Below are 24,316 nucleotides of genomic sequence, written 5' to 3'. Positions count from 1 at the left end.
AATAGTTAATCAATATTTTAATTATATTATAAAGACGTAATACTTTTTAGTAGATAAAACATTTATTAATCTTGTTTTAAAGCCTCATTAATCTTATCTGAAATAATTGTTGCTTCTCCGCCGAAGATAACTTGAACATTATTGTTTTTTACTATAAATCCCATACTTGCTAATTTATTTAATTCTTCTTTATTTACTAAATCAATATCTTTAACAACAACTCTTAATCTAGTAGCACAAGCTGAAACTGATTCAAGATTTGTTTTGTCACCTAAAACTTTGATAATATCTCTGATTCTTTGTTCAGCATTTTGTTTTTGATTTGATTTTAATTCTTGATAATCTTTTTTACTAATTAAACCTAATTCGTTACCTTTTCTTCCTGGTGTAGCAAGATCTTTTTTAATAATTCAGAAATAGAATATTACAAATATAGTAGATCCTTGTAATAAAGCAAATACAAATGCTCAGTAGAATCTAGTTCCTTTTAATACTGGTAAAGCTCCATATACTAATAAATCAATAAATCCTCTTGCAAAACCTACTCCAACATGAGCACCAACTAAGTTCATAAATAGATAACTTAATCCTGAGAAAGGTACATAAACTGCATAATATAGAACTGGAGTAACAAATAAGAATGTAAATTCTAATGGTTCAGTAATTCCAGTTAAGAATGAAACAGCCATCGCACTTGCTATTACTGAAATAGTTTGTTTTCTTGTGTTTTTATTTGAAGTAAATATAAATGCTAATCCTATTCCCATACAAGTTCCTAAATAAGTAGGATAATCTTGAGTAAATCTTCCTGCATTAACATTTAATTCTTTATCAAATCATTCAAATAAAGGTATGTTGTTAATTTTATTTATTGAAATTGAGTTTATAAAGTTTCAGATATTTTGATCTCCAATTATTCTTTTACCGTTTTCAGTTAATTTATTAAATTGATCTATTATTGATTGGATTTGAGCTTGATCTAAGTTTGATTGTTTTAATTTTTCAGTTAATGAGTCAAGTAGTAATACTCCACCAAATTCAGATTGATAAGCTAATGTAATCACAATATGATGTAATCCGAAAGGCATTAATGCACGACCTAATACACCATAAATAAATCCATCTAATCCTCTAGGTGATTTTTGTAGTGCAACTCCAACGTGACCTATACCTTGACCAACTCACGGTCAGAATATTAAGAATAATATTGATAGTAAAAACATTGCAGGAATAATTAAAATAGGTAAGAATCTTATTCCTGAAAAGAAATTTAAAGCATTAGGTAGTTGAATATATTTAAATTTGTTGTAAATAACAACAATAACTATTGCAACAACAATTGCTCCAAATAATGATGTTTGTAAAGATCTAATTCCTAGATTAGAAGCTACTATTGAGTTTAAAACTTCTCCTTTATGAAAGTAGAAAATATCAACTAATTTTCCATCTTTAAAATGAATAAATGGTGTTTGAGTAGAGCTGAAAACCAAATATCCTAATATAGCCATAAAAGCACCAGATCCAGAATCATTTGTAAAAGTAATCACTATAGAAATTACAAATAATATAGCTAGATTTGCAAAAACTATTTCTGACATTGATTTTAAAACACTAGCTATTTCTGTTGCTGTAGCATTATTAGCAAAGTTAGCACCAATTGCTCCACCAATTCCTAATAACAATCCTGCAAAAGGCAATATTGAAATTGGTAACATTAATCCACGACCAAATTTTTGCAATAATGCAGTTGTTTTGGATGAAAAATCTTTAAATTTACAATTTGATTTCATATTTAACCTCCCATAATTAATTATATAAAATTTAAAAATCTACATCAAAAACGACACTTTCAATAACCTGATCAAAATAAAAAAACGGATAAACCGTTTTAAGATAAATTAATAAATTTTTGTTATTTTGTTTAATACATTTAATGTTTTTCCTAGTAATGGACCTGTAGCAAAAACAAACATAACTGTTCCAATATTTAAATAATTTAATAAGAATTGTCCTTTTACTGATCAACTTACAGGATTAACTAAAAGTATAATAACTCCTGGTAAGAAAATTAAGATATCCATTAAAACTCTTGAAGTATTGAATGGTAATTTTGTCATTTTCATAAAACTATTATTAATTGAATTATAAGGACTAATTAATCATCCTGAGTGAACTCAAAATGTTAATCCTAAAATATATAATGCATAAGCAATTAAAAAGAATATTGTTCTAAATTGATATTGTGTTTCTTTGTTAAGCATTCATTCGTTGTATCCTATTTTTCCAAACATAGCAATTTGAGCATTAATAAGATATGGCATAGTGAAAATAACTATTAAATCTAAAATTATTAATACAACTAACTCTATTCATAATTTTTATTTTTCTCAACTTTATATTTTTTAAGAATAGAAACTGATAAAAATATTGCTGATAAAATCATTAAAAATAAATACAAGGCAGTTAATGCTATTTTATATTGTGATAATTCTACAAGACCAGAATCTTTATTTGTTCATTTATCAAAAATACCTAAAATAGCAAAGTTAGTAAAATCAACTTGACTAGCTCCAACATTAGTTACAGCATATAAAGCTATTGATAGTGAAAAAAGATAAAATCCTAAAATTAAACATATTAATCTAATTAGATATTTTCTACGATTGTTTTTAATATCTTCAATAATATTTTTCATACAAACCTCCCTTAACCTTTCTTTAAAATTATAAAGTATAAATTAAATATATTTTTTATCAGTTTGATTTTTGTAATTTTATTTGCGGTTGTTTGTGTTTTTTCTACCTTAGTATTTTAACCATTATGTAATATTTTCTACCGGTTTTGTCTTTTATCTACCGGTTATCTACCGATATTACGTGTTTTATACCGGTATTTGATTGATTTTCTACCATTTTAATGTGTTTTCTACCGGTTTATTGCTAATTATCTACCGGTTATGCAGTAATAATCTACCGGAGTGGTAGAATATATATAAATAAATATAGTTAAGGGGCTTTTGTATGAAGTACAAACATTATGGAGAAACTACAACAATAGAATACAAAGAAAGTTTTGATCCTAAAAATCCAGATAATATAATGCACACTATAAGTGCTTTTGCTAACACTGTTGGAGGTAAAATTTTTATAGGTATAAATGACAATCACCAAGTAGTAGGACTTCAAAATCCACAACTTACAGCAGAACAACTTAGTGAGTCTATAAAAACTATAATAGATCCAAAATTAGATTTTAAAATTGAAATAGAACAAGAAAATGATTTAAAATTTATAGTCTTAATTATTGAAAAGGGAGATAATCCTCCTTATTTATATTCAAAGAAAAATGATTCAGCAGCATATCTGAGAATGGGTAATCAAAGTGTAAAAGCAGATCGAGATCAATTAAGAAAATTGTTTATAAAATCAAACAACACACCTTTTGATCGTTTACAAACAATGATAAAGTGAGATGAAGCAAGTTTTAAAAATCTAAATCTTGAATTAAAAAAAATCGGTCAAGAAATTACAAGAAAATCTGAACTAGAATCATTAGGTCTTGTTAGTGATGATTTTTTAACAAATGCTGGTGCTTTATTAGCTGATGAAGCATATATAAATTCATCTAAAGTTTATCTAACAAGATGAAATGGTTTAAATAAATATTCAGAACAAAAAGTGATAATAGACACAAATGAGTTTAATGAAGGTGGATTATTAACAATTTTTCATAAATGTGAGGATTTCATACAAAAATATAATAAAACAATCTCTGAAAAAGGTGATCATAAAAGAATAAATTATCCAGATTATCCTTTTTTAGCAATAAGAGAAGCACTAGTAAATGCTTTAATTCACAGAGATTATTCAATAGAAGGAAGTCAAATAGATATTGATATATATGATGATAGGATTGAAATAATTTCTCCTGGTGGGATGCCTGATGGTTCTAATATACAAGAATTATTAACATGAAATATAGCTTCAAGAAGAAGAAATGAAATTTTGGCTGACATCTTTTCAAGATTAAACTATATGGAAAAACGTGGTAGTGGTATATCAAAAATTCTACAATTATATGCAAATCAAGAAAATTATAATAATACCTTAAAACCAGAATTTCTATCAAATGATAAAATGTTTAAAATAATCCTTTGAAATTTAAATTATGAGAGATCTGAAGATTATCAAAAACCAAATGACTTAAACCAATCACAATTTAATAATAGTTATAACAAAACAATTTCATACCAACCACAATCAAGAGATGAACTAATTATGAGTTTTATAAAAAGTCATTTAGAATTTACAAGAAAAGATTTAGAGAATTATATTGATATTAAAAGATCGAGAACAACTGAGATAATTAATGAATTATTAGATGAAAACATCATTATTAAAAAAGGTGATGGTAGAAGTACTAAATATATTTACAATAATAACAAGAATAAATAATTAAAAAGAGAATTGACCTTTTAAAGTCTATTCTCTTTTTAATTATCAAAATCACTATTAGGAGTAATATTTTCAAATATCTTGCTCATGCTTTTAGTTGAAAAAGCAATACATAATACAATTCCTGAACCAACAGAGATTGCATATTGAATAGCGTCAGTAATCAGAGATTTTATTGCTTCTGTTTTAGCTATTGCTAAACCTTGATTAAATCATGTAATACTAAAACCATATAAAATGTATAAAAACATAGGTAGTTCAGCAATCACAATAACTAAAAAAGTTGGGATTTTTTTAATCAGTAATTTCACTAAAATAAACATAATTAAATGAATAACTAATGAGGCTGGAACAAACATAACTCCACCTGAAATTATGTCAAATATCACAGCATATAAAGTTCCACTAACTGCCATCATAGGACCAGGAATAACACAAGCTAAACTTAAAAATACACCATCTGCAATCTGAAATTTAGCTACACCTAAATTAATCATTGAGGTTGTTGAAGCTAAAGCTATTAATAATGCAGTTGTTAAAGCTGTTGTTGATAAATAGTTAAGATCTTTAAACATTGATAGATAACTTATTATTGAAGTTCTTTTTTTAAACATATTATCCTCCTAAGATCTATTAAGAATAAAATAAACAATACTTTATTAAGTATATATCAATTTTATAAGTATGTAATAATTTTATGCTTAAGTGGGAAACTCATTATTTATGCTTAAAGTGGGAAAGATAAGAAATATTGTTTTTATGCTTAAAGTGGGAAAGATCTTTTAAATAAAAAATCCTATAATCTCTGATGAGATTATAGAACTATTTTTAATTATTTTTCAGCAGTTGATTTTGATTTTGTTGAAGTTGACTTCTTAGTTGTTGATTTTGATTTTGTTGAAGTTGACTTCTTAGTTGTTGATTTTTCTTTTGCTGAACTTGTTTTCTTAGTTGTTGATTTTGTTGTAGAAGTTTTTTTAGCTTTTGGTTTTGCTTCTTTTACAACAACTTCTTTAACTTTTTCAATACCTAGTCAAGAATCTAACACTTTGTAATGTTCATCTCTAGCATAGAATATTCCACAACAATGGCGAATATCTTTTTCATAAACATGAGAGTTTTGTAAATTATCCATAAATTTTTTAGCATGTTTGAATGAAACTAAATCATCACTTTTTGAATGGAAATGTAACACATTATCTCATTTTTTAAAATCTTCTAACTTGTTAAATTTTTTAACTGGTCATTTTGAAATTTTAAATAATATTGGAAGTAATAAATAAGTTAAATAAACACCATAACTAACTTTATCAAATGCTAATTTTTGAACATTATCAAAGAATGAATTATATCCAGCATCAACAACAAATTTATCAATATTTTGATTTGAATATTTATGTAGGTAACTATAAACAGTTCCTCCACCCATTGATTCTCCATAAACAACTAATTGTTTAGGTTTTAGATCAGTTTTAACAAAGTCAATAACATCTTTTAATAAATCCGCTTCTTTGACTCCTAAAGTACATTTTCCGAATTTTTCAGATTCTCCTCAACCGAAATTATCATAAGCAATAACTGTATAACCTCTAGGAATAAAATAATCTAAAAGTTTAATAACGTTGCGGTTGTTAGATAAAATACCATGACAATAAACAACAACTTTATCTCCATTACCATGTTTAAATAATTTTAAATCACCAAATCTTGTTTGAATAGTTTTATATTCTTTTTCTAATCCAGAAAGATCTGTATTATCAAAACTATAACCATTTTCTTTTGCAAGTTTGTATTCAAAATCTAACGAATCCTGATAAGTGACTTTTTGAGACATACGGTCTTTTACTAGTTTTCAAATGTATAAAGAAATCATATTAAACACCTTTTCTATTTATTAGCTTTTTTATTGAAATGTGACATTTTTGAATTTTTATTTTCATCAAATGTATGATCATCAATTTCTCTAGTTATAAACTTAGGTTCTTTAAATGCAAAGATTAAGATAAATACTGCAAATAGCATTGCTAAACCACAGATTAATCACACTCACATTCCATTTGTTCCATTAATTCCAAAGAATGTAACACGAGATAAGAATGAGTTAATAAATACAAATATAATTCCTCCAAAACCATAAGTTAATGAGTTAAATACAACAAATGTTGCTGGTCTTGTGTGAGGAGTTGTTACTCTTGAAACAAATTCATAACCTAATGCAACAGCTAGTGTTCCAGTAACAGCATATCCTATTCCACCAATTAAACTGTTAATTGTAACGTGAGCAGGTTTAACAATATAAACAACAACTCCTATTAAAAGGAAACTAAGTGATGAAAGAATTGAAGTTAAAATTAAGAATTTTTTCAAACTAATTTTTGATACTATTTTTAAAATTAAGAATGTTAATAATAATTGAGGTCCTAAAGCAAATGCTTTTTGATATCCTAATTGATTTGGAGCGTTAACTTCTTTTGTAGATGAAGTTAAATTTTCAACAGTATTAATTCAAATTGAGTTAAATGCTTGAACAGCACCAATTAAAATTAAGAATACAATAAGACCTATTATGAAGTTTTTGTTAAAAATAACTTGTTTTAGTGTAATTTGTTTATCTAATTCGTTTGATTCTTTAACTTCTTTAAATTTTCTTTCGCTTATATCTTCTTGATTTACGTGTGATTCACTAAACGCGTTATCTGGCATAAAGAACGCTAAGAAAATAACTAGTAATAATACAAATGCACCAACTAAATAATATGGATAAGCAGTTTTTCAACTTAATGAATCTTGATATGAATTTAATTGGAAAAGCATTTGAGTTATACAAATAGAACCAATTGTTCCTCCTACTGAATAGAAGTTACGAACGAAAGCAATTTTAACATTTGTCTTACGAGCAATTGATGTAGCTCACGGATCTAGTGCAGTTCTGTATGCGTATAAAAATGCAAATACCGGAGTAAACACTGTTATTAATAAAATAAGTGTTGAAACCAAAGGCATAACAAAGAACATAAAAATTGCTAATGCAAGTAATATAGGTAAAATAAATATTTTATATTTTTGTTTTTTAGTAATAGCAAAAACCAATAAAGGACCAGATATAAATGAAGCTGCTAATCCAGCTGCTGCAAATAACAATCCTTCAATTTTAAAAGCTTGATTTATGTTGTGATTATAATATCCACTAAGTATTTTGAATGCAACATTATTTTCATCATTGCTTGTTAATATTTCATAAAATTTATGAATAGTCTCAACACCCAAGGCTCTAAAACTAAAAGGATCCATACCCGGTATGTTAACACTATCTTTTAAAAGATCGCTTTTTAGTCATCCATTAAAAAGAACAACTTTTTGTACGAACCATTCAAGTTCATAAATGGTAGTTGAAGTAATACCAACCAATGCTCAAAAAGCTATTAATATAATTAATGACTTTCTTGATTGTTTTTTTAATTCCATTATTTTCTCCTAACTAAGAAATCTTTTGTATACAAAATTATTTTATAATATTTTAATTAAAAAATATTACCTAAAAATCCACGTAAAAAATATTGCTATAAATAACTAATAAAAAACCGGTGTAAACCGGTTGATTAAATTAACTACATATTTTTTGGATATAGTTCTGGATAATCTGAAATGTATCCATTAATTAAGTCTTTATACATTGAATGTAGTCTTTCTACATCTTTCATTTTTTTGAATGTTCAAACATTTAATGGAATGTTTAATTTTAAGAATAATTCTTGATTTTTAGCTTTTTTCAATAAGCTAATTGGTGGGTGTAAGAAATCAAATTTTTTACCTAATTCAACGTCAAATTGTGACATTTTTTCAAATAAGTATCCTGTTTTGTAGTTATTATTTTTTCTTTTTAAAATTTCGTTTAATACATTAGGAGAGAATGATGAAACAATTATTTCAACTCCTTTATTTGTGTATTTTTCAATTGATTTAAACACGATATCTAATTGTTCTTTGCTGTAGTTATCAGGTTTAATTTCAACGTTTATCATTTCATATTGTTTGAAATGTTGATCCATAAATTCTTCAAATAATGGAGGTAATCATAAAGGATTTTCTTTAAAGTATGGAATTTGTTTAATTTCATCATAAGTCATTGATTTAACAGTTTTGTTTAATTTTCCAATTCTTTTAAAGTTGTGATCATGGAAAATAATTACTTGATTATCTCTTGTTAAACGAATATCAAATTCAACAGCTTTAGTTATTTTTAATGCGTTTTCAAAATCAAATACCCTATTTTCTCCAAATAGTCCTCTAAAACCACGGTGAGCTACTAAAATCATATTTCTTCTTCCTTTCTTACTATGAAATAATTGTTAGTATAAGTTTTTAGTTCATAGATGATTTGTTGAGACGAGCTATATGTATTAATACTATTAATACTCGGCTCCTCTATAAATAATTATATCAATAAGTTTTGTTTGAACTTTGTTATCACAAATAATAGAAAAGAAATTGTAAAAATCTTATTTATAAAGTTAAAAAGTTATTTATAAATTCTAAAAAATAATTTTAAAATCATAATCTCTTAAGCTATTTTTAAAGAACTAAATATATATAATTAAAATATAAGAAAGTAGGTAAAAGTATGGGAATGTCTGGATTATATGATGTGCACTGTCATTTAAATGACACCAAGTATTTAGACTTAGAAATGACATCTATTGAAATGATTTTAGAAGCTAAAAAATCAGGAGTAGATTTTATCAACAATGTTGGATATGATGTTAAATCATCTAAAACAGCTGTTATTCAAGCTAACCTATCACCAGTAGTGTTTGCTATTGTTGGTATTCATCCAACTAATGCACATTTATTTACTGTTGAAGCATATGAAACAATTGAAGAATTGGCTCAATCTAATGAAGTTGTTGGGATCGGTGAAACTGGATTAGATTTTTCTAAAACTACAAAATATGAAAAACAACAAATTGAAGCTTTTAAAAGACATATTAGTATCGCTAAAAAACTTGATTTACCATTAATGTTACATTTAAAAAATGAACCAGGTAAAACTAGAGTTTATGAAATTGCATACAATTTATTAAAAGAAAATGGTGTAAAAAAAGGAGTTATTCATTCTTATGAAGGGACATTAGAATGAGCTAAAAAATTTATTGAATTAGGTTTATTAATTTCAGTGAGCGGAGCTGTTACTTATGATTCAAAAATTAATGCTGTTATTGATGGCATTTCATTAAATGATTTAGTTGTTGAATCAGATGCACCTTATCTAGCTCCTGTTCCATATGAGAAAACTTTAAACTATCCAAAATACCTACCTTTAACTATTAAACATATCGCTAGAATGAAAAACGTAAGTGAACTTGTTGTTGCTCAAACAACAAGAAATAATGCTAAAAATCTATTTTTAAAAAATAGAAGTCATAATAAATAAATTAAAAACACAGCAATTCTAAAGCTGTGTTTTTATTTGTTGAGTCTTATTTTTGATATTTAACTAACAACTACATCAAGTTTTGTGTCTTAGTTTATGCAATTCATTCTATTTTTATATAAACTTTGTTTAAAAGTTTATAACTTAATTAGATTTTTTGAATTTTTAATTGATTTTTATAATTTCCTTATTTATAATTTTTATAAATAACAATATTAAGACAAAGGAATGAAAAAATGTATGAAAAACGCTTATCTAAGATATTCTTTTTTTGCTTTTAACACTATTTTAAAGAAGAAAAGCTCAATTTTATTACCTATTATTGCAGTTGCAATTTCTTTTTTTGTAGGAATTGTTTTTAAATTTGCAGTTCCTAGTAATTATCAAGAACTAGCAGTATTTTTCTATACTTTTATAGCTATTATTATGACTGCAGTTTATTCATCTATTAAAGCATTAAACTTATTTAAAGATTTAGAACAAGAAGGAATAGAAATAATTACATTATCTAAACCTATATCTAGAAAACAATTAATTTTAGGTAAATTAATCTGTTTAAGTTATTTTGGATTAATTTGATCAACAGCTTTACTAGTTTCTGGATTTTTATATTTCTATGCTTCATTTAATTTTGTAAATGTATTATTAAATTCTTTAACATTATTTTTTGTTAGTTTAAGTGCTTATTTTATAATGGGACTTTTTGTTAGTTTATTAAGTTATAAATTAAGTCAAAAAATAGCTATGACTTTACCATTAATTACTTTTATACCACTAAGTAGTATTGGAATATTACTAGCAAGTAATCAAACAACAAATATCAATAAAGCATCAAGTTATATAAATAGAAGTTATGAATATCATCATTCAGGAAATGAAGCAAATACTGAAGCATATTTTATAAATAACAATAAAGACGAACTATTATTAATACCTAATGGTAGTGATAACAAAGATTTTGATGATGAACAAAATAAATATTTAGAAACAGTAGTTAACTTTACAAATAGATCTTTAACAAGTTGACAGGCTTATTCTTGAATATCAATACCTTATCAATTTATAAATATTTTTAATTTCAATAGTAAAAATATTTCTATTACTAATGCTAATAATTCAACTGAATTAGAAAAATATGTTTATTATAATGATTTAGATAATATTAGTTACACTTATAAATTAGATAAAAAACCTAATCAAATAAAGTATAAAGTTGCAGATGACAGTAATCAAAAATTTGCTGAAAAATACATAGTTCCAGGATTATTAAAATCTCATTCTAAATTTTCAGATTTCACTCAAACTGTTAATTATGATCTAATTTACGCAATTGATGGTGCTGAAAATGATGATTCAAAATTCTTTGAAGATGAAAACGAATTTTCAAATCAACGTTCTAGTTTAGTTGGAAGAATTAAATGAAACGTTATCAAACAAGCTTTAAAAGATAAGAAATTTAATCGAATTGCTAGTGATTTTGTAAATCAAAACTTAAAAGAATTTTTAAATGATAAAAGTAACACTTCAGAAGAATTAAACAAAAAACATAAAGAGTTAATGAATAAAATTTCTGAATATGTAACAAATGAAGATTCTGAAATTAATAATTATGAAAATCATAATGTAAAATTATTCGATAAAAGATCTATTACTGATGGTGAAATTGATGGTGTTGTTCAAATAAAAATATATAAAGCAATCGCAATCTTAAACTATATATATTTCAATTACCAAGATTCTCAACTTTTCAAAATAATGATTAAAAATCCTAATAACGAATATTTTGGAGATGCTCAAATTAATTTAGAATTAGATGGACGAAATTACCGATTAGGTGGTTTTAAAAACTTTTTAGAAAGAGTAGTTCAAAAAGACGAAAACGGAACTAAGAAAACATTATTTAGATTTAATTTACAAAAAAGTAAATCAAACTTCTTATTCAGTTCAGCAGATAACTTATATTCAATAACTAGAAATAGACAAATTGTTAATAAATATATAATCGCTTTATTATGACTTGTTATTATCGGTGCAGAATTTGCACTAACATTTAAAATTTACCAAAGAAAGGAATATAAATAGATATGAAAAAAATACTAGATATAGTTAAACTAACTAAAATATTTCCTTTATCAAATCGTGGTATTAAAAGTATAAATATGTCATTAAATGAAGGTGATTTTCATGCATTTATTGGTGAAAACGGTGCTGGAAAAACTACAACAATTAAAACAATTATTGGAGCTTATGTTGAATATAAAGGTAATATTTTTATAAATGAAATTAATATAAAAGACCCACAAGCAAGATCATTTATAGGTTATGTTCCTGAAAAAGCTTTATTTCCAAAAGATTTAACTACTTTTGATTATTTATTAAATTTTGCAATACTTTCTGGAGTTGATAAAAACATAGCTACAGAAAAAATAAATAACTTTTTAAAAATGTTTGACATAACTAATTTAGCAAAAGATAAACCTTATACATTTTCTTCAGGTCAACAAAAAAAGGTCTTATTAATTCAAGCTTTATTACACGATCCTAAGTTATTAATATTAGATGAACCGGCGGCCAATCTTGATCCTACTGCTAGATATGAATTATTCTCATTTTTACAAAAAATTAATAAAGAACAAAATATCGCTATTTTAATTAGTTCTCACATTCTATCTGAAATTGATAAATATGTTAATTCTGTAACTCTAATTCATGATGGTGTAGTTTTATATTCAGGTAAAAAAGAAAAAGACTTAGAGGAATTATTCTATGAAAAAGTTATTAAAAATTAGTATACTACCTTTTATGGCTTTATCAGTAGTTAGTTGTGCATCACAAATAAAACCTAATGATTCAATTAATAGATCTGTAAAAGAAAAAAAGTTATATGAAAATGATCATATTAAACAAATTTTAGATTCAATTTACAAAGATAATAAAGATCTAGAAAAAAGATATATCAATACTCAAGAACATAGATCTAGATCTGCATATATTGATTTAAGATATTCACTTACTGTTTATCCAATTTTTATAGGTCATTATGTGACTGAAGATGTAGAAAAACAATATAGAGATGTTGTAAATAAAGCTAAAAAACTTATTGAAAACAACCTTTCATCTAATTGATATTGAACATTAAATAATATTGATAAATTTGTTTTCAACTTTAATCCTTATGGTGATTTTTATAGAGAAAATGCTGTTGATCAACAATTATTTGAACTTAATGATCAAGCCAATTCAACTTTAGTAAGTATAAATAATAAGTTCCCTACAGGTATGATTACTTTTGAAAATCAAACTCTTGAAGTTGATAAATTAAAAGAATTCAAAACATTTTATTTAATATATGACAATTATAAAGTTTTAAAAATGATTCAATATAAAGAAGGTGAAAAACTTATAACTAGAATGTTACCTGATCTGTTAATTTTTAAAGATAAAAACATTACTAAAGATGAGATTGAATCAAATTTAGAAAAAATAGAAGAAGAAACTTTTAACATAAGAAAACAAAAACTTGATGACTATCTTGATGATAAAAAAGATAAATATGAAAATGCAGATATTTATCAAATGAAAAGCGACTTTAGTTCAAGTCATCGTAATATTTGAATAAATGATTGAAGAGTACGTAATAAATTTAGAAATTATGATTTAAAACAAACAAGATTAGCCGAATCATTATTTGAAAATTTAAAACAAGATAGAACAAAAGTTGAACAGTATATTAATGATTGAAAAAATAAACTAGAAGAAGCATATGAACAAGACGCAAAAAAATCTCAACCATATACTGAACACAAAGATTTATTAGATGAATACAAAGAAAAATTAGATCAATTAGTTAATACAACAATTGAAAAAATTCAAAAATGAAGCAAAGAACCACCAAAACAATTTGGCAAAAACGAAAGACAAACTGCATTACAACAATATCAAGATACAGACAAACGATTTTTTGAATTTCAAGCAAAACGTCAATATTCAAATGCCCTTTTCGATTCTATAAATAAAATTAATGAAATTAATATAAATAAAAAAATTCAAGACAAAGATTTAGACAAAGTAAAAATATTTAGATTTTCTATGAGGTATATTTATGAAAATAAATAAAAAACTTGTTATCGGTATTTCTTTAGCACACTTAATAATACCGTTATTAGCATTAGCATTTTTATTAGGTTCACTTTCAAAAAGTACAAAAGATATTGAACTTCAAATCCCAAGAAATCATGAAGTATACAAAAACGTTAATGATAGAACTGAAGAAATTTTTAGAAGTTTAAATAAAATACTTTTTGGTGACAATGAAGCTGAAAAAATAAAATATTTAAATACTCAAAAAGAAGAAAATTCAAAAGAATTTATTAAAAAATCTAATGAATTAAAAGCTAAATATTTAGAAACTAAATCTGAAGAATCAATTAAAGAATTAAAAGAGTTTTATTCAAAAAATTTAATACTACTATTAAGAAATCTAGATAAGTTTAATTTAAGATTTACTAAATATTGAACACTAGAAGAAACTAGAAATAGTAGTGGAAAAGTTGCAAAACACTCTAACGAGTTTTTAGAAGCTATTAAAAATAAACAACCTGTTAAAGATAAAAAAATAGATAATAACAACCTTAACGTTATAACAATAGGTAGTGAGTCTAAACATATAAGTAGTAATGTTATATATATTAGAAAAGACAACTTCTTTATTGTTATAAAAGCTTCAAAAACACCTTCAGTTGATATGAAAATAGAACTAGATAAAATCATATACTTTGCTGAATCAAAAACAGATAATATTAGCTCAACAGCGATTTCAAACGTTTTACATTCAAGTATTTATCACCAAGATCAAAGTGGATATGATGCATTTGAAAAAGATTTAATAAAACTTTATGGTTTTCCTTGTTTGGGTCTTTTAATAGCTGAAAAAGACTTTTTAGAAAACATAATTAAAACTAAAACAGGAATCAAATTAGATAAAGACGATAAACTTAAGATTAGTAAAGTTGTTGAAGCAGTTAATAAAGCAAATAATTTACAACTTGATGCATCACAATTAAGAGTTGAATTTATAGAAGAAACAAAAATTAAACTTTTAGCAAAAGAAAATTCAACTAAATACATAGGTTCAGTAGAAATCGAAATTGTTCAACCAAACGAAAATGAAAAGGAGAATTAGTATGAATAAGACAGTTAAAAAAATAATATATTCAATAGCTGGAATTCTAATTTTTGCTTTACCATTTTCTTTGATTTTTACAAATAAAAATAATATAAATTTAGATGCATTAAAAATTAGTAAAGAAAAACAAAAAGAAGATAAATGAAATAGATTCATAGAACATGAATATGTAAATCAAATATTAAATTTAGAATTTAAAGACTTAGAAGATTCTGAAGAAGAAAAAAATAAATATGTAAATGAACAAAAACAAATAGCACTTGGATTAAATAAACAATTTGATTTAAATAAAATAAAATCCGATCTATCTTATGTTAATAATTTCATTGTAAAATATGGAGAAGATGATGAACCATTTTCAAAAAGTAAATTTGGAAATATTTTAAATCAATTATTTAAACAAAATTGATTATCTACATTATTTAATTTAGATAAATTTATCTTTTTCGCTTACGATGACGATAACCAATTTGCAAAAATTGACTCTCAAGAAAATGCACTTAAATACGGTACATTTAGAAAATTAAAAACAAATGAAATAAGTCAATATGCAGTTTGAGATAGAAGTAAAACAAAAGCTGTAGAAAGATGAGAACTATATATATTAACTTCTGATTATAGTGTTTTAAAAATAGATATAAAAGATAAAAATGTTACAGGTAAAAACAAAAGAAATGAAGTTTCAATATTCAACTATGCTTTTCTATATCCAGAATTATCTAAAGATAAATTTAAAGCAGATAAGTTCATATTAAGAGATTATGTAAAAGTTGAAGCAATGCACACAGCAAACAAAAACTCTCCTAACAAAGATGCTTTTAATGAACAGTTTGGTGGATCGCCTCATAGATATGTTATTATTGATGTTGACTCAAAAACTGATGATAATTAAATGTCATATGCTTGAGATGAGTCTAGATAAAAAAATATAACCCAAATATTCAGTCTTTTTAGATTTCTAACAGAAAGCAAACTAATAAACTCACCAAAAAAAGCTTTCAAAATTCAAATAATAAATTAAGATATGAGTCCTTTTCATATCTTTTTTATTTACAAATTTTTTATAGTTATTTTATTGTTAAATATTGTTAATTATTTCATTGAGTTATAACAAACAATGGTATAAAATAATTTTGAGGAATTTATCTCAGATTCCTCACGTAAATTAAATTCTTTTGAAATATTTATATAAAGTCTTAACTTATATTGTTCATAATTATGTTTATATTTTAATATTCTATTTTTATTAAAATTTTTTTATTTTTCTATATTTTTTTGTTTCGATCGTTTCATATATTATTTAAGTTTTTCAAGTTAGTTTTTAAAACTCCTTTCTTATAACTCCTTTAATTTTCTTACAAAATAATTCTTTAATTAAAGTTAATAAATTGTGCATAGTAATAATAAAAGAATTCTATAAAGGGTTTATAACAAAATAATTTTGTTATAAGATAAAACGATCAAAATATTGTAAAATTCCTTTTATTCATCTTTTATATGTATAAAAAAATACATATTTTGTCAATGAAAAAAATAATTTAAAAGACGTTCGGTGATGAACGTCTTTCTTTTTTAATCAACTAAATCTTCAAAGTTTAATACTTTATCTGCTCAGTTAGTTTCAAAGTTAATATCGTGAGTTGTAATTAGTACTGTTCCAGTGAATTGCTGGATTGCTTCTAGTAATGATTCTTTAGCTAGAACATCAATATGGTTAGTAGGCTCATCTAATATTAATAAGCTTGCTGGTTCTAAACTTAATGAAGCAAGTCTCACTTTAGTTTGTTCTCCTCCAGAAAGTTGTTTCATAGGATTTTGCATTAATTCAGATTTAACACCAAATCTTGAAATTGTTGCTCTTATTTCTGGTTCTAGCATTTTTGGATGACGATTCATTAGATATGAAATAGGAGTTTCAGAATCATCAAAATCTTCAGTTTGATGGAAATATCTAACTTCAACTCCATCACCTAGTTTTGATCAACCGCTTATTGGTTTAATTTCATTTGCAATAGTTTTTAAAAATGTAGTTTTACCAATACCGTTGTAACCTTTAACGATACATTTTTGACCTTCACGTAATTCAAATGTTAAAGGGTCAGTTAAAACAAAATCATAACCGATTTCTAAGTTTTCAGCTTTTACTACAACTGCTGAATTAGGCCTTTTGTATTTAAAACTCATTTTAGGTTTAACAAGTTTTTGACGTTGATCCATAACTTCAATTTTATCTAGTTGTTTTTGTCTTGATTGAGCACTTCTTGCAGTTGATGCACGAGCTGCATTTCTTGAAATATAATCTTTTAATTTAGCTATTTGTTGTTGTTGAGATTCTCTTGCTTTATCATATTGTTCTGCTTTTAAAGCTGATAATTCTAAGTATTTATTGTAATCTCCAACATAACGATTGATTTCTTGATTTTCAATTGCAAAAATTATTTTAGAAATTTTATTTATAAAATCAATATCATGACTCACTACTAAAAATGCGTGTTCATAATCATTTAAAAAGTTAGCTAATCATTCAACTTGTTCAATATCTAAAAAGTTAGTAGGCTCATCTAATAAAATAAAATCATCATTTTTTAATAATAACTTAGCTAATAGAATTTTTCCTCTTTGTCCACCTGATAATTGACCTAATTTTTTTGTCATATTTTCAGGATTAATACCTAAACCTGAAACTAAGTTTCCAATTGTTTTGTCAATTGTATCAAAACCATGACTTGTTAAATAATCTTGTAATTCTAAAGCTTTAACTAGATCTTCTTCTTTATATTCAATAGCCATATTTTCATAAATCTTATTAATTTTTTCTTCTATTTCATATAAATATTTAAAAGCATCTTTTAAATAATCTTGACTAGTAATATTCATATCTACTTCTTGGTGTTGATCTAGATAACCTATTTTTGCTTTTGGATGTCATTCTATAGTCCCGTGATCTGGAACTATTTTTTGAGCTATGATATTTAATAAAGTTGTTTTACCAGCTCCGTTAGGTCCTACAAGTGCAACATGTTCACCTTTATTGATTCTCATTTCAGAATCTCTATATAGAATTTTTCCACCATTTTGATGCGAAATATTTTCTAAAACTATTAAACTCATATTAACCCCCAAATACTTTTATAACTTAAATACATTATATAAAAGAAATTCAAACTTATAAATAAAAATACATTTCCAATAGTTTTATAACTTCTAATTTTAATAATTAAATATTTTAAAAAATTAGTTGTTTTACTTAATGTTTCTAGCGCTTTATTTGTATAGCTATAAATTTATTACATATATAATTGGTAAGTATCATTTTGTTTAATATTTCACTACCATTAATAAATTAGTCTTATAAAATTATATTGATAAAAGAAAAGAGATGGTTTAATGATTACATTACAAGATACAGTTGTCGCTCCTGCTACTAATATTTCAACTCAAGCAATAGCTTTAATTAGAATTAGTGGAGATGAAGCTTTTACTGTAATTAATAGATTATTAAAAGAAAAAGATCAAATACAAACTAAAAGAGGAATATTTGTTAGAAAACTTTATTTTAAAGATGAATTAATTGATGAAGTTGTTTTAACTTGTTTTGTTGCTCCTAATTCATTTACCGGTGAAAATGTAGTTGAAATTGCTTGTCACGGTGGTATTCTAAACACTAATAGAATTATTAATATAATTACTCAATCAGGAGCTAGAATGGCTATGAGAGGTGAATTTAGTCAAAGATCATTTGTTAATGGAAAGATAGATCTAATTCAAGCTGAAGGTATTAACAATTTAATTCACGCTAAAAATGAGTTAGCTTTAAAAATTGGTGTTGCTAATATGAGTGGGGCTAACAATAAAGCTGTTATTGAATTAAAAGATAATCTTTTAGATATTATTAGTAGAATTCAAGTTTCAATTGATTATCCTGATTATGATGATGTTGAAGGGTCAAGTGTTGAAGATTTAACTAAATTATTAGAGATAATAAATGACCAAATCAATAAACTTTTAATTAGATCAAAAATGGCATTTAAAAATTCAGAAGGAATTAAAACAGCAATTATTGGTCAAACTAATGTAGGTAAATCATCTATTTTAAATACTTTAATTAATGAAGATAAAGCAATTGTTACTGATATTCCAGGAACTACTCGTGATATTGTTGAAGGACAAATTAGTTTAGAAAATGTAACTTTAGATTTAATTGATACTGCTGGAATTAGATCAACTGATGATATTGTTGAAAATCTAGGAATTCAAAAATCTAAAGATTTAATTAATAAAGCTGATCTTGTTTTATTTGTTGTTAACTACAATAATATTGATGATAAAGATAATAAAGAAATTTTTGAATTATTAAATGATAAAAATTGAATTCTAGTTGTTAATAAAACTGATCAACTTGATGACAAACAAGTTGAATCATTGAATCAAAAATATAATAACGTTGTATTTACTAGTGCTAAAAATCAAGATATAGATCAACTAATTTTAAAAATTAATCAAATGTATAACAACGAAGAAATCAAAAAAAATGATGAACTAATTTTAATTGGATTAAATCAAATCGCATTAGTTGAACAAATTAAAACTAAACTAACAACTGCTTTAGATGTAATTAAATCAGGAATGCCTATTGATATAGTTAATGTTGACTTATATGATGCATGAAACTTATTAAATGAATTAATAGGTGTTGAATATGAAGATGAAATTATTGATAACATTTTTAGAAAATATTGTTTAGGAAAATAATTTGTAAGTTTTTAACAACAACATTTTAAAAGTGATAGTATAGAGACATAAAAATCAAAAATAGGAATGAGAATATGAAAAAATTAGTATCTATATTATCAGTATTTGGAATGGTTGCTACAGCTGGGGTTGTTGCAGTTTCATGTGCTAGAAGTGAAATAAAAGAAAAAACTATTGAAGAGAAAATTGATGAAAGACAACTTGAAACACAATTTCAAAATATTAAAAAAATTGTTGGTCCAAAAATTGAAAAGTTAATAAATAAGTTGAAATCAATAGAAAAAAGTGAGGCTGAAAAAATTCTAGGATCCGAAGAAGGTGGAGTTTTAGCTAGTATTTATCAATTTTATGAAGATTCTAAAGCATTCGGTTCTATAAAAGAGGCTGCAGAGAAATTTTCAGAAAAAAATGAAGACAAAGAAAAATCTAAAACAAATTTCTTAGAATCTGTTAAATCTACATTTGATGATTATGAAAAATACAAAATTAAAATAGATGAATTGATAAACAAGTATGTGGTTTCTTAAACTTAAAATAAAAATAGCAAATGCTATTTTTTTATTTATCAAAATTATAGATAAATACATTGATTAAATTACTAATATTTCACACATAAACTGATACAAATTTTTCATTGTAAAAAATAAAAAATATTTATTTAAATATGATAATATCGTTTCATAAAAATCAAAAATAGGGATGAGAATATGAAAAATTAGTATCTATATTATCAGTATTTGGAATGGTTGCTACAGCTGGGGTTGTTGCAGTTTCATGTGCTAAAAATGATGTGCAAGCAAAGCCTAAATCAGATAAAAAAGACGACATCAAAGAACAACCTAAAGAATTAAAAATTGGTGGAGAAAATATCAAAAGCATCGGTGTAACACAATTTGAAAAAGAGTTCGATGAAATCAAAAAACAAAATCGGACCAAAAATTGAAAAATTTGTAAATGGTTTAAAAGAAGATCAAGAAAAAGAAAAACTCGATGATTTAAAATTAGAAGAGTTAAAAAATTTCTTTGCTTCAAATGTTGGAAAATCATTATCTAAGCTTTTAGAATTTTATGGAGATTCAAAACCTTTTAGTTCTTTAAGTGAAGCTTTAAATAAACTTGCAGAAATAAGTAAAAATAAAGAACAATCTAAAATTAATTTTCTAAAACATATGAAAGAAATTTTTGAAGACTACAAGAAACATGAAAATAAAATAGATTCATGAATACAAAAATTTAATAGTTAACAAATAAGAAAACGACAGAAAATGATCTGTCTTTTTTATATTGAAAAATGAAAAAAATAACAATAAACGGTTTATTTTTCAAATTAATAAATATGCGTCGCGTTTTCACTAAATGTGATAATTAAAAACTATAATTTAGTTGAAATATATAAAGAATATTTCTATTAATGTTTTCAATATGGGGGATTTATGGCAAAGATGAAAGCTTTTGTGGTTAGTGAACCACACAAATGAAGTGTAGAGATGGTAGATATTCCTGAACCAAAGGAAAAAGAAGTCTTGATCAAAATGGAAACTAGCGGGATCTGTCACACAGATTTACACGCAGCAAATTATGATTGATTAGTTGAACCTAAATATCCATTAATACCTGGTCATGAAGGAATTGGTATTGTTACTAAACTAGGTCCTGGATGTACACATTTAAAAGTTGGAGATAGAGTTTGTCTTGCTTGATTACATGATGCTTGTGGTCACTGTGAATACTGTCTAAGTGGTAGAGAGACATTGTGTCCTGATCAAAATATGTCAGCATATACAAAAGATGGATCATATGCTGAATATGCAATAGGTCATGAAGATTTTGTCGGATTAGTTCCAAAAGATTTAGATATCATAACAGGTGCTCCAGTTGTTTGTGCAGGAGTAACTACTTATAAGGCTGTTAAACAAGCTAAATTAAAACCTGGCAATTTTGTTGTTGTTATTGGAGTTGGTGGACTAGGTCAAATGGCTATTCAATACGCTAAAGCAATGGGTTATAGAGCTATAGGTATTGATGTAACTGATGAAAAAGTTGATCTAGCTTTAAAATCAGGTGCAGAATTTGCATTTAATAGTAAAAAAGTTAATGCTATTGAAAAAGTTATTGAAGTTACAAATGGTGGAGCTCATGGAGTAGTTAACACTTCAGTTGCAACATCTGCAGCTAACCAAGGAATGGAAATGTTAAGACGTGGTGGTCGTCAAGTGTTAGTAGGACTTCCTGCTAAAGATAAATTAGGAAAAGATGAGTTTGGTGTTTCTGTTTTCTGAACCGTATTATTAGAACGTGAACTAGCAGGATCTATTGTAGGTACTCGTAAAGATTTACAAGAAGCTTTAGATTATGCTGCTAGAGGATTAGTTAAATCAGAAGTAACTAAAGTTGTTAAATTAGATCAAGTAGCTGAAATATTTGAAAAACTTGAAAAAGGTGATTTCATAGGTAGAGCAGTTATTGATTTTAGAGAAAATTAAAAAAATATTTTAAGATACAAAAAGAGGGATAAAACTATCCCTCTTTTACAATTTATTAAAATGTTCTAGCAGCTTCTTTAATATCATCAATAATTGTTTCAACACGTTGTTCTGGTGATAGTTGAGCTAATTCTCCAACTTTAACTCCAGCTAGTAAAACAGTTTTATTAAATTTAATTCCTAAGAATCCTAAAGCTCCTTCAACATATTGAGTGTGTGCTCCTCAAGTGTATCATCCTAAAGGTGCTCCTTGAACTCCTAAAATTTGAGCTTTTAAATTAGTAACTAATCCAATAGCATCTCCTTTTTTAGAGTATTTATATGAGAATGTTTCGTTAGCTAAAGAAACGTGATCAATAAAAGTTTTTAATGTAACTGGTGTTGAGAAATTGTACATAGGACAAGCGATAACTAATTTATCTACGCTTTTTAATAATTTAATGTAATCAATTGTTGCTTGTTGTTGGAAAAATGTAGGAAATGATTGTTGTGTCAAAATACTTGTTCCTACCTCTTCTTTATTTAAGTCAATTTCAATGATTTCATCATTTGGATTTAACTTTTTATATTCTTCTAAAAATCTTTTTGTTAATGCAACTGAGTTTGATGTTTCATCAGGTTGCGCTGTTGTTTTTAAAACAAGAACTTTACTCATTTTAGTTCCTCCTTTGTAATTATATTTTATAGTTATTATATGTTATTTGTTAAAATTTTATTATATTAAACGAGAGGTTAAGTTATGGACAATAATAAAATTTTTGATAATCATATACATTTTAATGATGATTTTAGATATAAAGATGCAAATATTAAAGAAATGATAGAAGAATCTTACAAACACAATGTTGGTGGGTGATTATGTGCTAGTTTTGATTTAACTAGTTCAAAAAAAGCAGTCGAATTATCAGAAGAGTTTAATGATGTTTATGTAGCAGTCGCTATTCATCCGAATGAAGTATCTAATTATGATAAAAGTGTGATAGATCAATTAGATCAATTAGCTAGTCATCAAAAAGTTGTTGCAATAGGTGAAACTGGATTAGATTATTATTACACTAGAGAAGATGAACAATTACAAAAAGAATTTTTTAAAGCTCATATTAATTTAGCAATAAAGCATAACAAAGTTTTACAAATGCACATTAGAGATTTAAAAGATGTTTATGAAGCATATGATGATGTTATAGAAATCATTAAAGATCTAAATCAAATACCTAAAGTTGTACATTGTTTTTCAGCAAATAAAGAATATGCTTTAAAGTTTTTAGATCTAGATTGTTATATAAATATTGGTGGGGCCGTTACTTTTAAAAATGCAAAAGATTTACAAGAAGCAGTTAAAGTAATACCGTTAGATAAATTATTATTAGAAACTGATGCACCTTATTTAACTCCTCATCCTTTTAGAGGTCAACTAAATCACCCTAAATATATTTACTACACAGCGGAAAAAGTAGCTGAATTGAAAAATGTAACTGTTGAAGAAGTTATAAAACAAACTACTTTAAATTCTAAGAAACTATTTAAAATAGACTAGTCTATTTTAAATTTTTATTTGATCTTTTTTATATGAAAATTTAAATTAGTAAAAAGTTAACTCGTGAAATTTAGTCGGAATTCCGACTTTTTTTCATGAGTATGTCAATTTACTTTTGCTTTTTAATTATTTTGTCCTAAAAACTATATAATTTTCGGGACAAATTGCCTTTCTATAAAAGTTTTTATTAACTTTTATTCCATAATTTTTTATAAATAAAAAAGCCTTTAAAGGCTTTAATTTACAATATTTGTTATAAATTGACTTAAACCACCTAATAGTAAAACTAAAATCCCTGCAACTATTAAACTTATTGATATTAAAGATAAAAATGTTTGTCTTTTACTAGTTTTTTGAGTATTAAAAGTAATTGCATTTTTCTTTTTAATATAAAGTTGTAATAAACCACCAATTATTAATAATATTACTCCAACTACTATATTAACTATTAAAACAATATATTTTGCATCCATT

General features: G+C 25.1%; 20 protein-coding genes and 1 pseudogene. 12 read left to right on the top strand and 9 right to left on the bottom strand.

Annotation, left to right across the window (positions count from 1 at the left end):
* Positions 1 to 65 precede the first annotated feature (65 nt).
* Positions 66 to 1,790, bottom strand: coding sequence for a PTS transporter subunit EIIC (locus NX779_RS00215; protein ID WP_259430229.1), 1,725 nt, complete (start codon positions 1,788 to 1,790; stop codon positions 66 to 68).
* A gap of 108 nt (positions 1,791 to 1,898) precedes the next feature.
* Positions 1,899 to 2,695 (bottom strand): annotated as a pseudogene (locus NX779_RS04500) (SPE_1075/MLC_0560 family membrane protein).
* Positions 2,696 to 3,020: 325 nt separating this feature from the next.
* Here NX779_RS04500 and NX779_RS00200 point away from each other — a divergent pair.
* Complete coding sequence (locus NX779_RS00200; protein WP_259430226.1) at positions 3,021 to 4,454, top strand: RNA/DNA-binding domain-containing protein; 1,434 nt, start codon at positions 3,021 to 3,023, stop codon at positions 4,452 to 4,454.
* 38 nt (positions 4,455 to 4,492) lie between these two features.
* Here the strand turns inward: NX779_RS00200 and NX779_RS00195 are convergent, their stop codons facing one another.
* The 4 genes from NX779_RS00195 to NX779_RS00180 all read right to left on the bottom strand — a co-directional run bounded on the left by NX779_RS00195 (position 4,493) and on the right by NX779_RS00180 (position 8,770).
* Complete coding sequence (locus tag NX779_RS00195) at positions 4,493 to 5,068, bottom strand: MSC_0063 family putative ECF transporter S component (protein WP_259430225.1); 576 nt, start codon at positions 5,066 to 5,068, stop codon at positions 4,493 to 4,495.
* Between the two features lie 218 nt (positions 5,069 to 5,286).
* Positions 5,287 to 6,288: an alpha/beta hydrolase gene (locus tag NX779_RS00190; RefSeq protein WP_259430224.1), complete on the bottom strand. Its 1,002-nt coding sequence runs from the start codon at positions 6,286 to 6,288 to the stop codon at positions 5,287 to 5,289.
* A 53-nt stretch (positions 6,289 to 6,341) separates the two neighbouring features.
* Positions 6,342 to 7,919, bottom strand: coding sequence for a hypothetical protein (locus NX779_RS00185; protein ID WP_259430223.1), 1,578 nt, complete (start codon positions 7,917 to 7,919; stop codon positions 6,342 to 6,344).
* A gap of 143 nt (positions 7,920 to 8,062) precedes the next feature.
* Positions 8,063 to 8,770: a glycerophosphodiester phosphodiesterase gene (locus NX779_RS00180; RefSeq protein ID WP_259430222.1), complete on the bottom strand. Its 708-nt coding sequence runs from the start codon at positions 8,768 to 8,770 to the stop codon at positions 8,063 to 8,065.
* Between the two features lie 305 nt (positions 8,771 to 9,075).
* Here NX779_RS00180 and NX779_RS00175 point away from each other — a divergent pair, with 305 nt between their 5' ends.
* From NX779_RS00175 to NX779_RS00150, 6 genes are all read left to right on the top strand, one after another.
* Positions 9,076 to 9,885 (top strand): TatD family hydrolase, encoded by an 810-nt coding sequence (locus NX779_RS00175; protein ID WP_259430221.1) that lies wholly within the window; start codon positions 9,076 to 9,078, stop codon positions 9,883 to 9,885.
* 240 nt (positions 9,886 to 10,125) lie between these two features.
* A complete protein-coding gene (locus NX779_RS00170) occupies positions 10,126 to 11,967 on the top strand; it encodes an ABC transporter permease (RefSeq protein WP_259430220.1) in 1,842 nt (613 codons plus the stop codon).
* 2 nt (positions 11,968 to 11,969) lie between these two features.
* Positions 11,970 to 12,674, top strand: a complete 705-nt coding sequence (locus NX779_RS00165; RefSeq protein ID WP_259430219.1) for an ABC transporter ATP-binding protein — start codon at positions 11,970 to 11,972, stop codon at positions 12,672 to 12,674.
* Positions 12,652 to 14,001, top strand: coding sequence for an aromatic motif membrane protein (locus NX779_RS00160; protein ID WP_259430218.1), 1,350 nt, complete (start codon positions 12,652 to 12,654; stop codon positions 13,999 to 14,001). Before NX779_RS00165 ends, NX779_RS00160 begins: the two co-directional genes overlap by 23 nt.
* Complete coding sequence (locus tag NX779_RS00155; RefSeq protein ID WP_259430217.1) at positions 13,988 to 15,067, top strand: aromatic motif membrane protein; 1,080 nt, start codon at positions 13,988 to 13,990, stop codon at positions 15,065 to 15,067. Before NX779_RS00160 ends, NX779_RS00155 begins: the two co-directional genes overlap by 14 nt.
* 1 nt (position 15,068) lies before the next feature.
* Positions 15,069 to 15,962: an aromatic motif membrane protein gene (locus NX779_RS00150; protein ID WP_259430216.1), complete on the top strand. Its 894-nt coding sequence runs from the start codon at positions 15,069 to 15,071 to the stop codon at positions 15,960 to 15,962.
* Between the two features lie 680 nt (positions 15,963 to 16,642).
* On the opposite strand, the gene NX779_RS00145 is transcribed toward NX779_RS00150, so the two are convergent.
* Positions 16,643 to 18,181 (bottom strand): ABC-F family ATP-binding cassette domain-containing protein, encoded by a 1,539-nt coding sequence (locus tag NX779_RS00145; RefSeq protein WP_259430215.1) that lies wholly within the window; start codon positions 18,179 to 18,181, stop codon positions 16,643 to 16,645.
* Positions 18,182 to 18,460: 279 nt separating this feature from the next.
* Between NX779_RS00145 and mnmE the strand changes: the two genes are divergently transcribed.
* From mnmE to adhP, 4 genes are all read left to right on the top strand, one after another.
* Entirely contained in the window at positions 18,461 to 19,822 is a 1,362-nt protein-coding gene (gene mnmE, locus NX779_RS00140; RefSeq protein WP_259430587.1) for a tRNA uridine-5-carboxymethylaminomethyl(34) synthesis GTPase MnmE, read from the top strand.
* Between the two features lie 74 nt (positions 19,823 to 19,896).
* The gene (locus NX779_RS00135; protein ID WP_259430214.1) at positions 19,897 to 20,349 is read left to right on the top strand and encodes a lipoprotein; all 453 of its coding nucleotides are present in this window, start codon (positions 19,897 to 19,899) and stop codon (positions 20,347 to 20,349) included.
* Between the two features lie 381 nt (positions 20,350 to 20,730).
* Positions 20,731 to 21,066 carry a hypothetical protein gene (locus tag NX779_RS00130; protein ID WP_259430213.1) on the top strand — a complete coding sequence of 112 codons (336 nt, stop codon included), beginning with the start codon at positions 20,731 to 20,733 and terminating at the stop codon, positions 21,064 to 21,066.
* Between the two features lie 189 nt (positions 21,067 to 21,255).
* Positions 21,256 to 22,305 carry an alcohol dehydrogenase AdhP gene (gene adhP / locus NX779_RS00125; protein WP_370873687.1) on the top strand — a complete coding sequence of 350 codons (1,050 nt, stop codon included), beginning with the start codon at positions 21,256 to 21,258 and terminating at the stop codon, positions 22,303 to 22,305.
* Positions 22,306 to 22,360: 55 nt separating this feature from the next.
* Here adhP and NX779_RS00120 read toward each other — a convergent pair whose 3' ends face one another.
* Positions 22,361 to 22,960, bottom strand: a complete 600-nt coding sequence (locus NX779_RS00120) for an FMN-dependent NADH-azoreductase (protein WP_259430212.1) — start codon at positions 22,958 to 22,960, stop codon at positions 22,361 to 22,363.
* An 84-nt stretch (positions 22,961 to 23,044) separates the two neighbouring features.
* Here NX779_RS00120 and NX779_RS00115 point away from each other — a divergent pair, with 84 nt between their 5' ends.
* Positions 23,045 to 23,842 (top strand): TatD family hydrolase, encoded by a 798-nt coding sequence (locus NX779_RS00115; protein ID WP_259430211.1) that lies wholly within the window; start codon positions 23,045 to 23,047, stop codon positions 23,840 to 23,842.
* Positions 23,843 to 24,078: 236 nt separating this feature from the next.
* On the opposite strand, the gene NX779_RS00110 is transcribed toward NX779_RS00115, so the two are convergent.
* Positions 24,079 to 24,315 (bottom strand): hypothetical protein, encoded by a 237-nt coding sequence (locus NX779_RS00110; protein ID WP_259430210.1) that lies wholly within the window; start codon positions 24,313 to 24,315, stop codon positions 24,079 to 24,081.
* Between the last annotated feature and the right edge of the window lies 1 nt (position 24,316).

Origin of the sequence: Mycoplasma cottewii (assembly GCF_024918975.1) — a bacterium.
Lineage (GTDB): Bacteria > Bacillota_I > Bacilli_A > Mycoplasmatales > Mycoplasmataceae > Mycoplasma > Mycoplasma cottewii.
The sequence above is the reverse complement of the archived record's forward strand: the minus strand, read 5'-3'. Positions and strand labels throughout refer to the sequence as shown.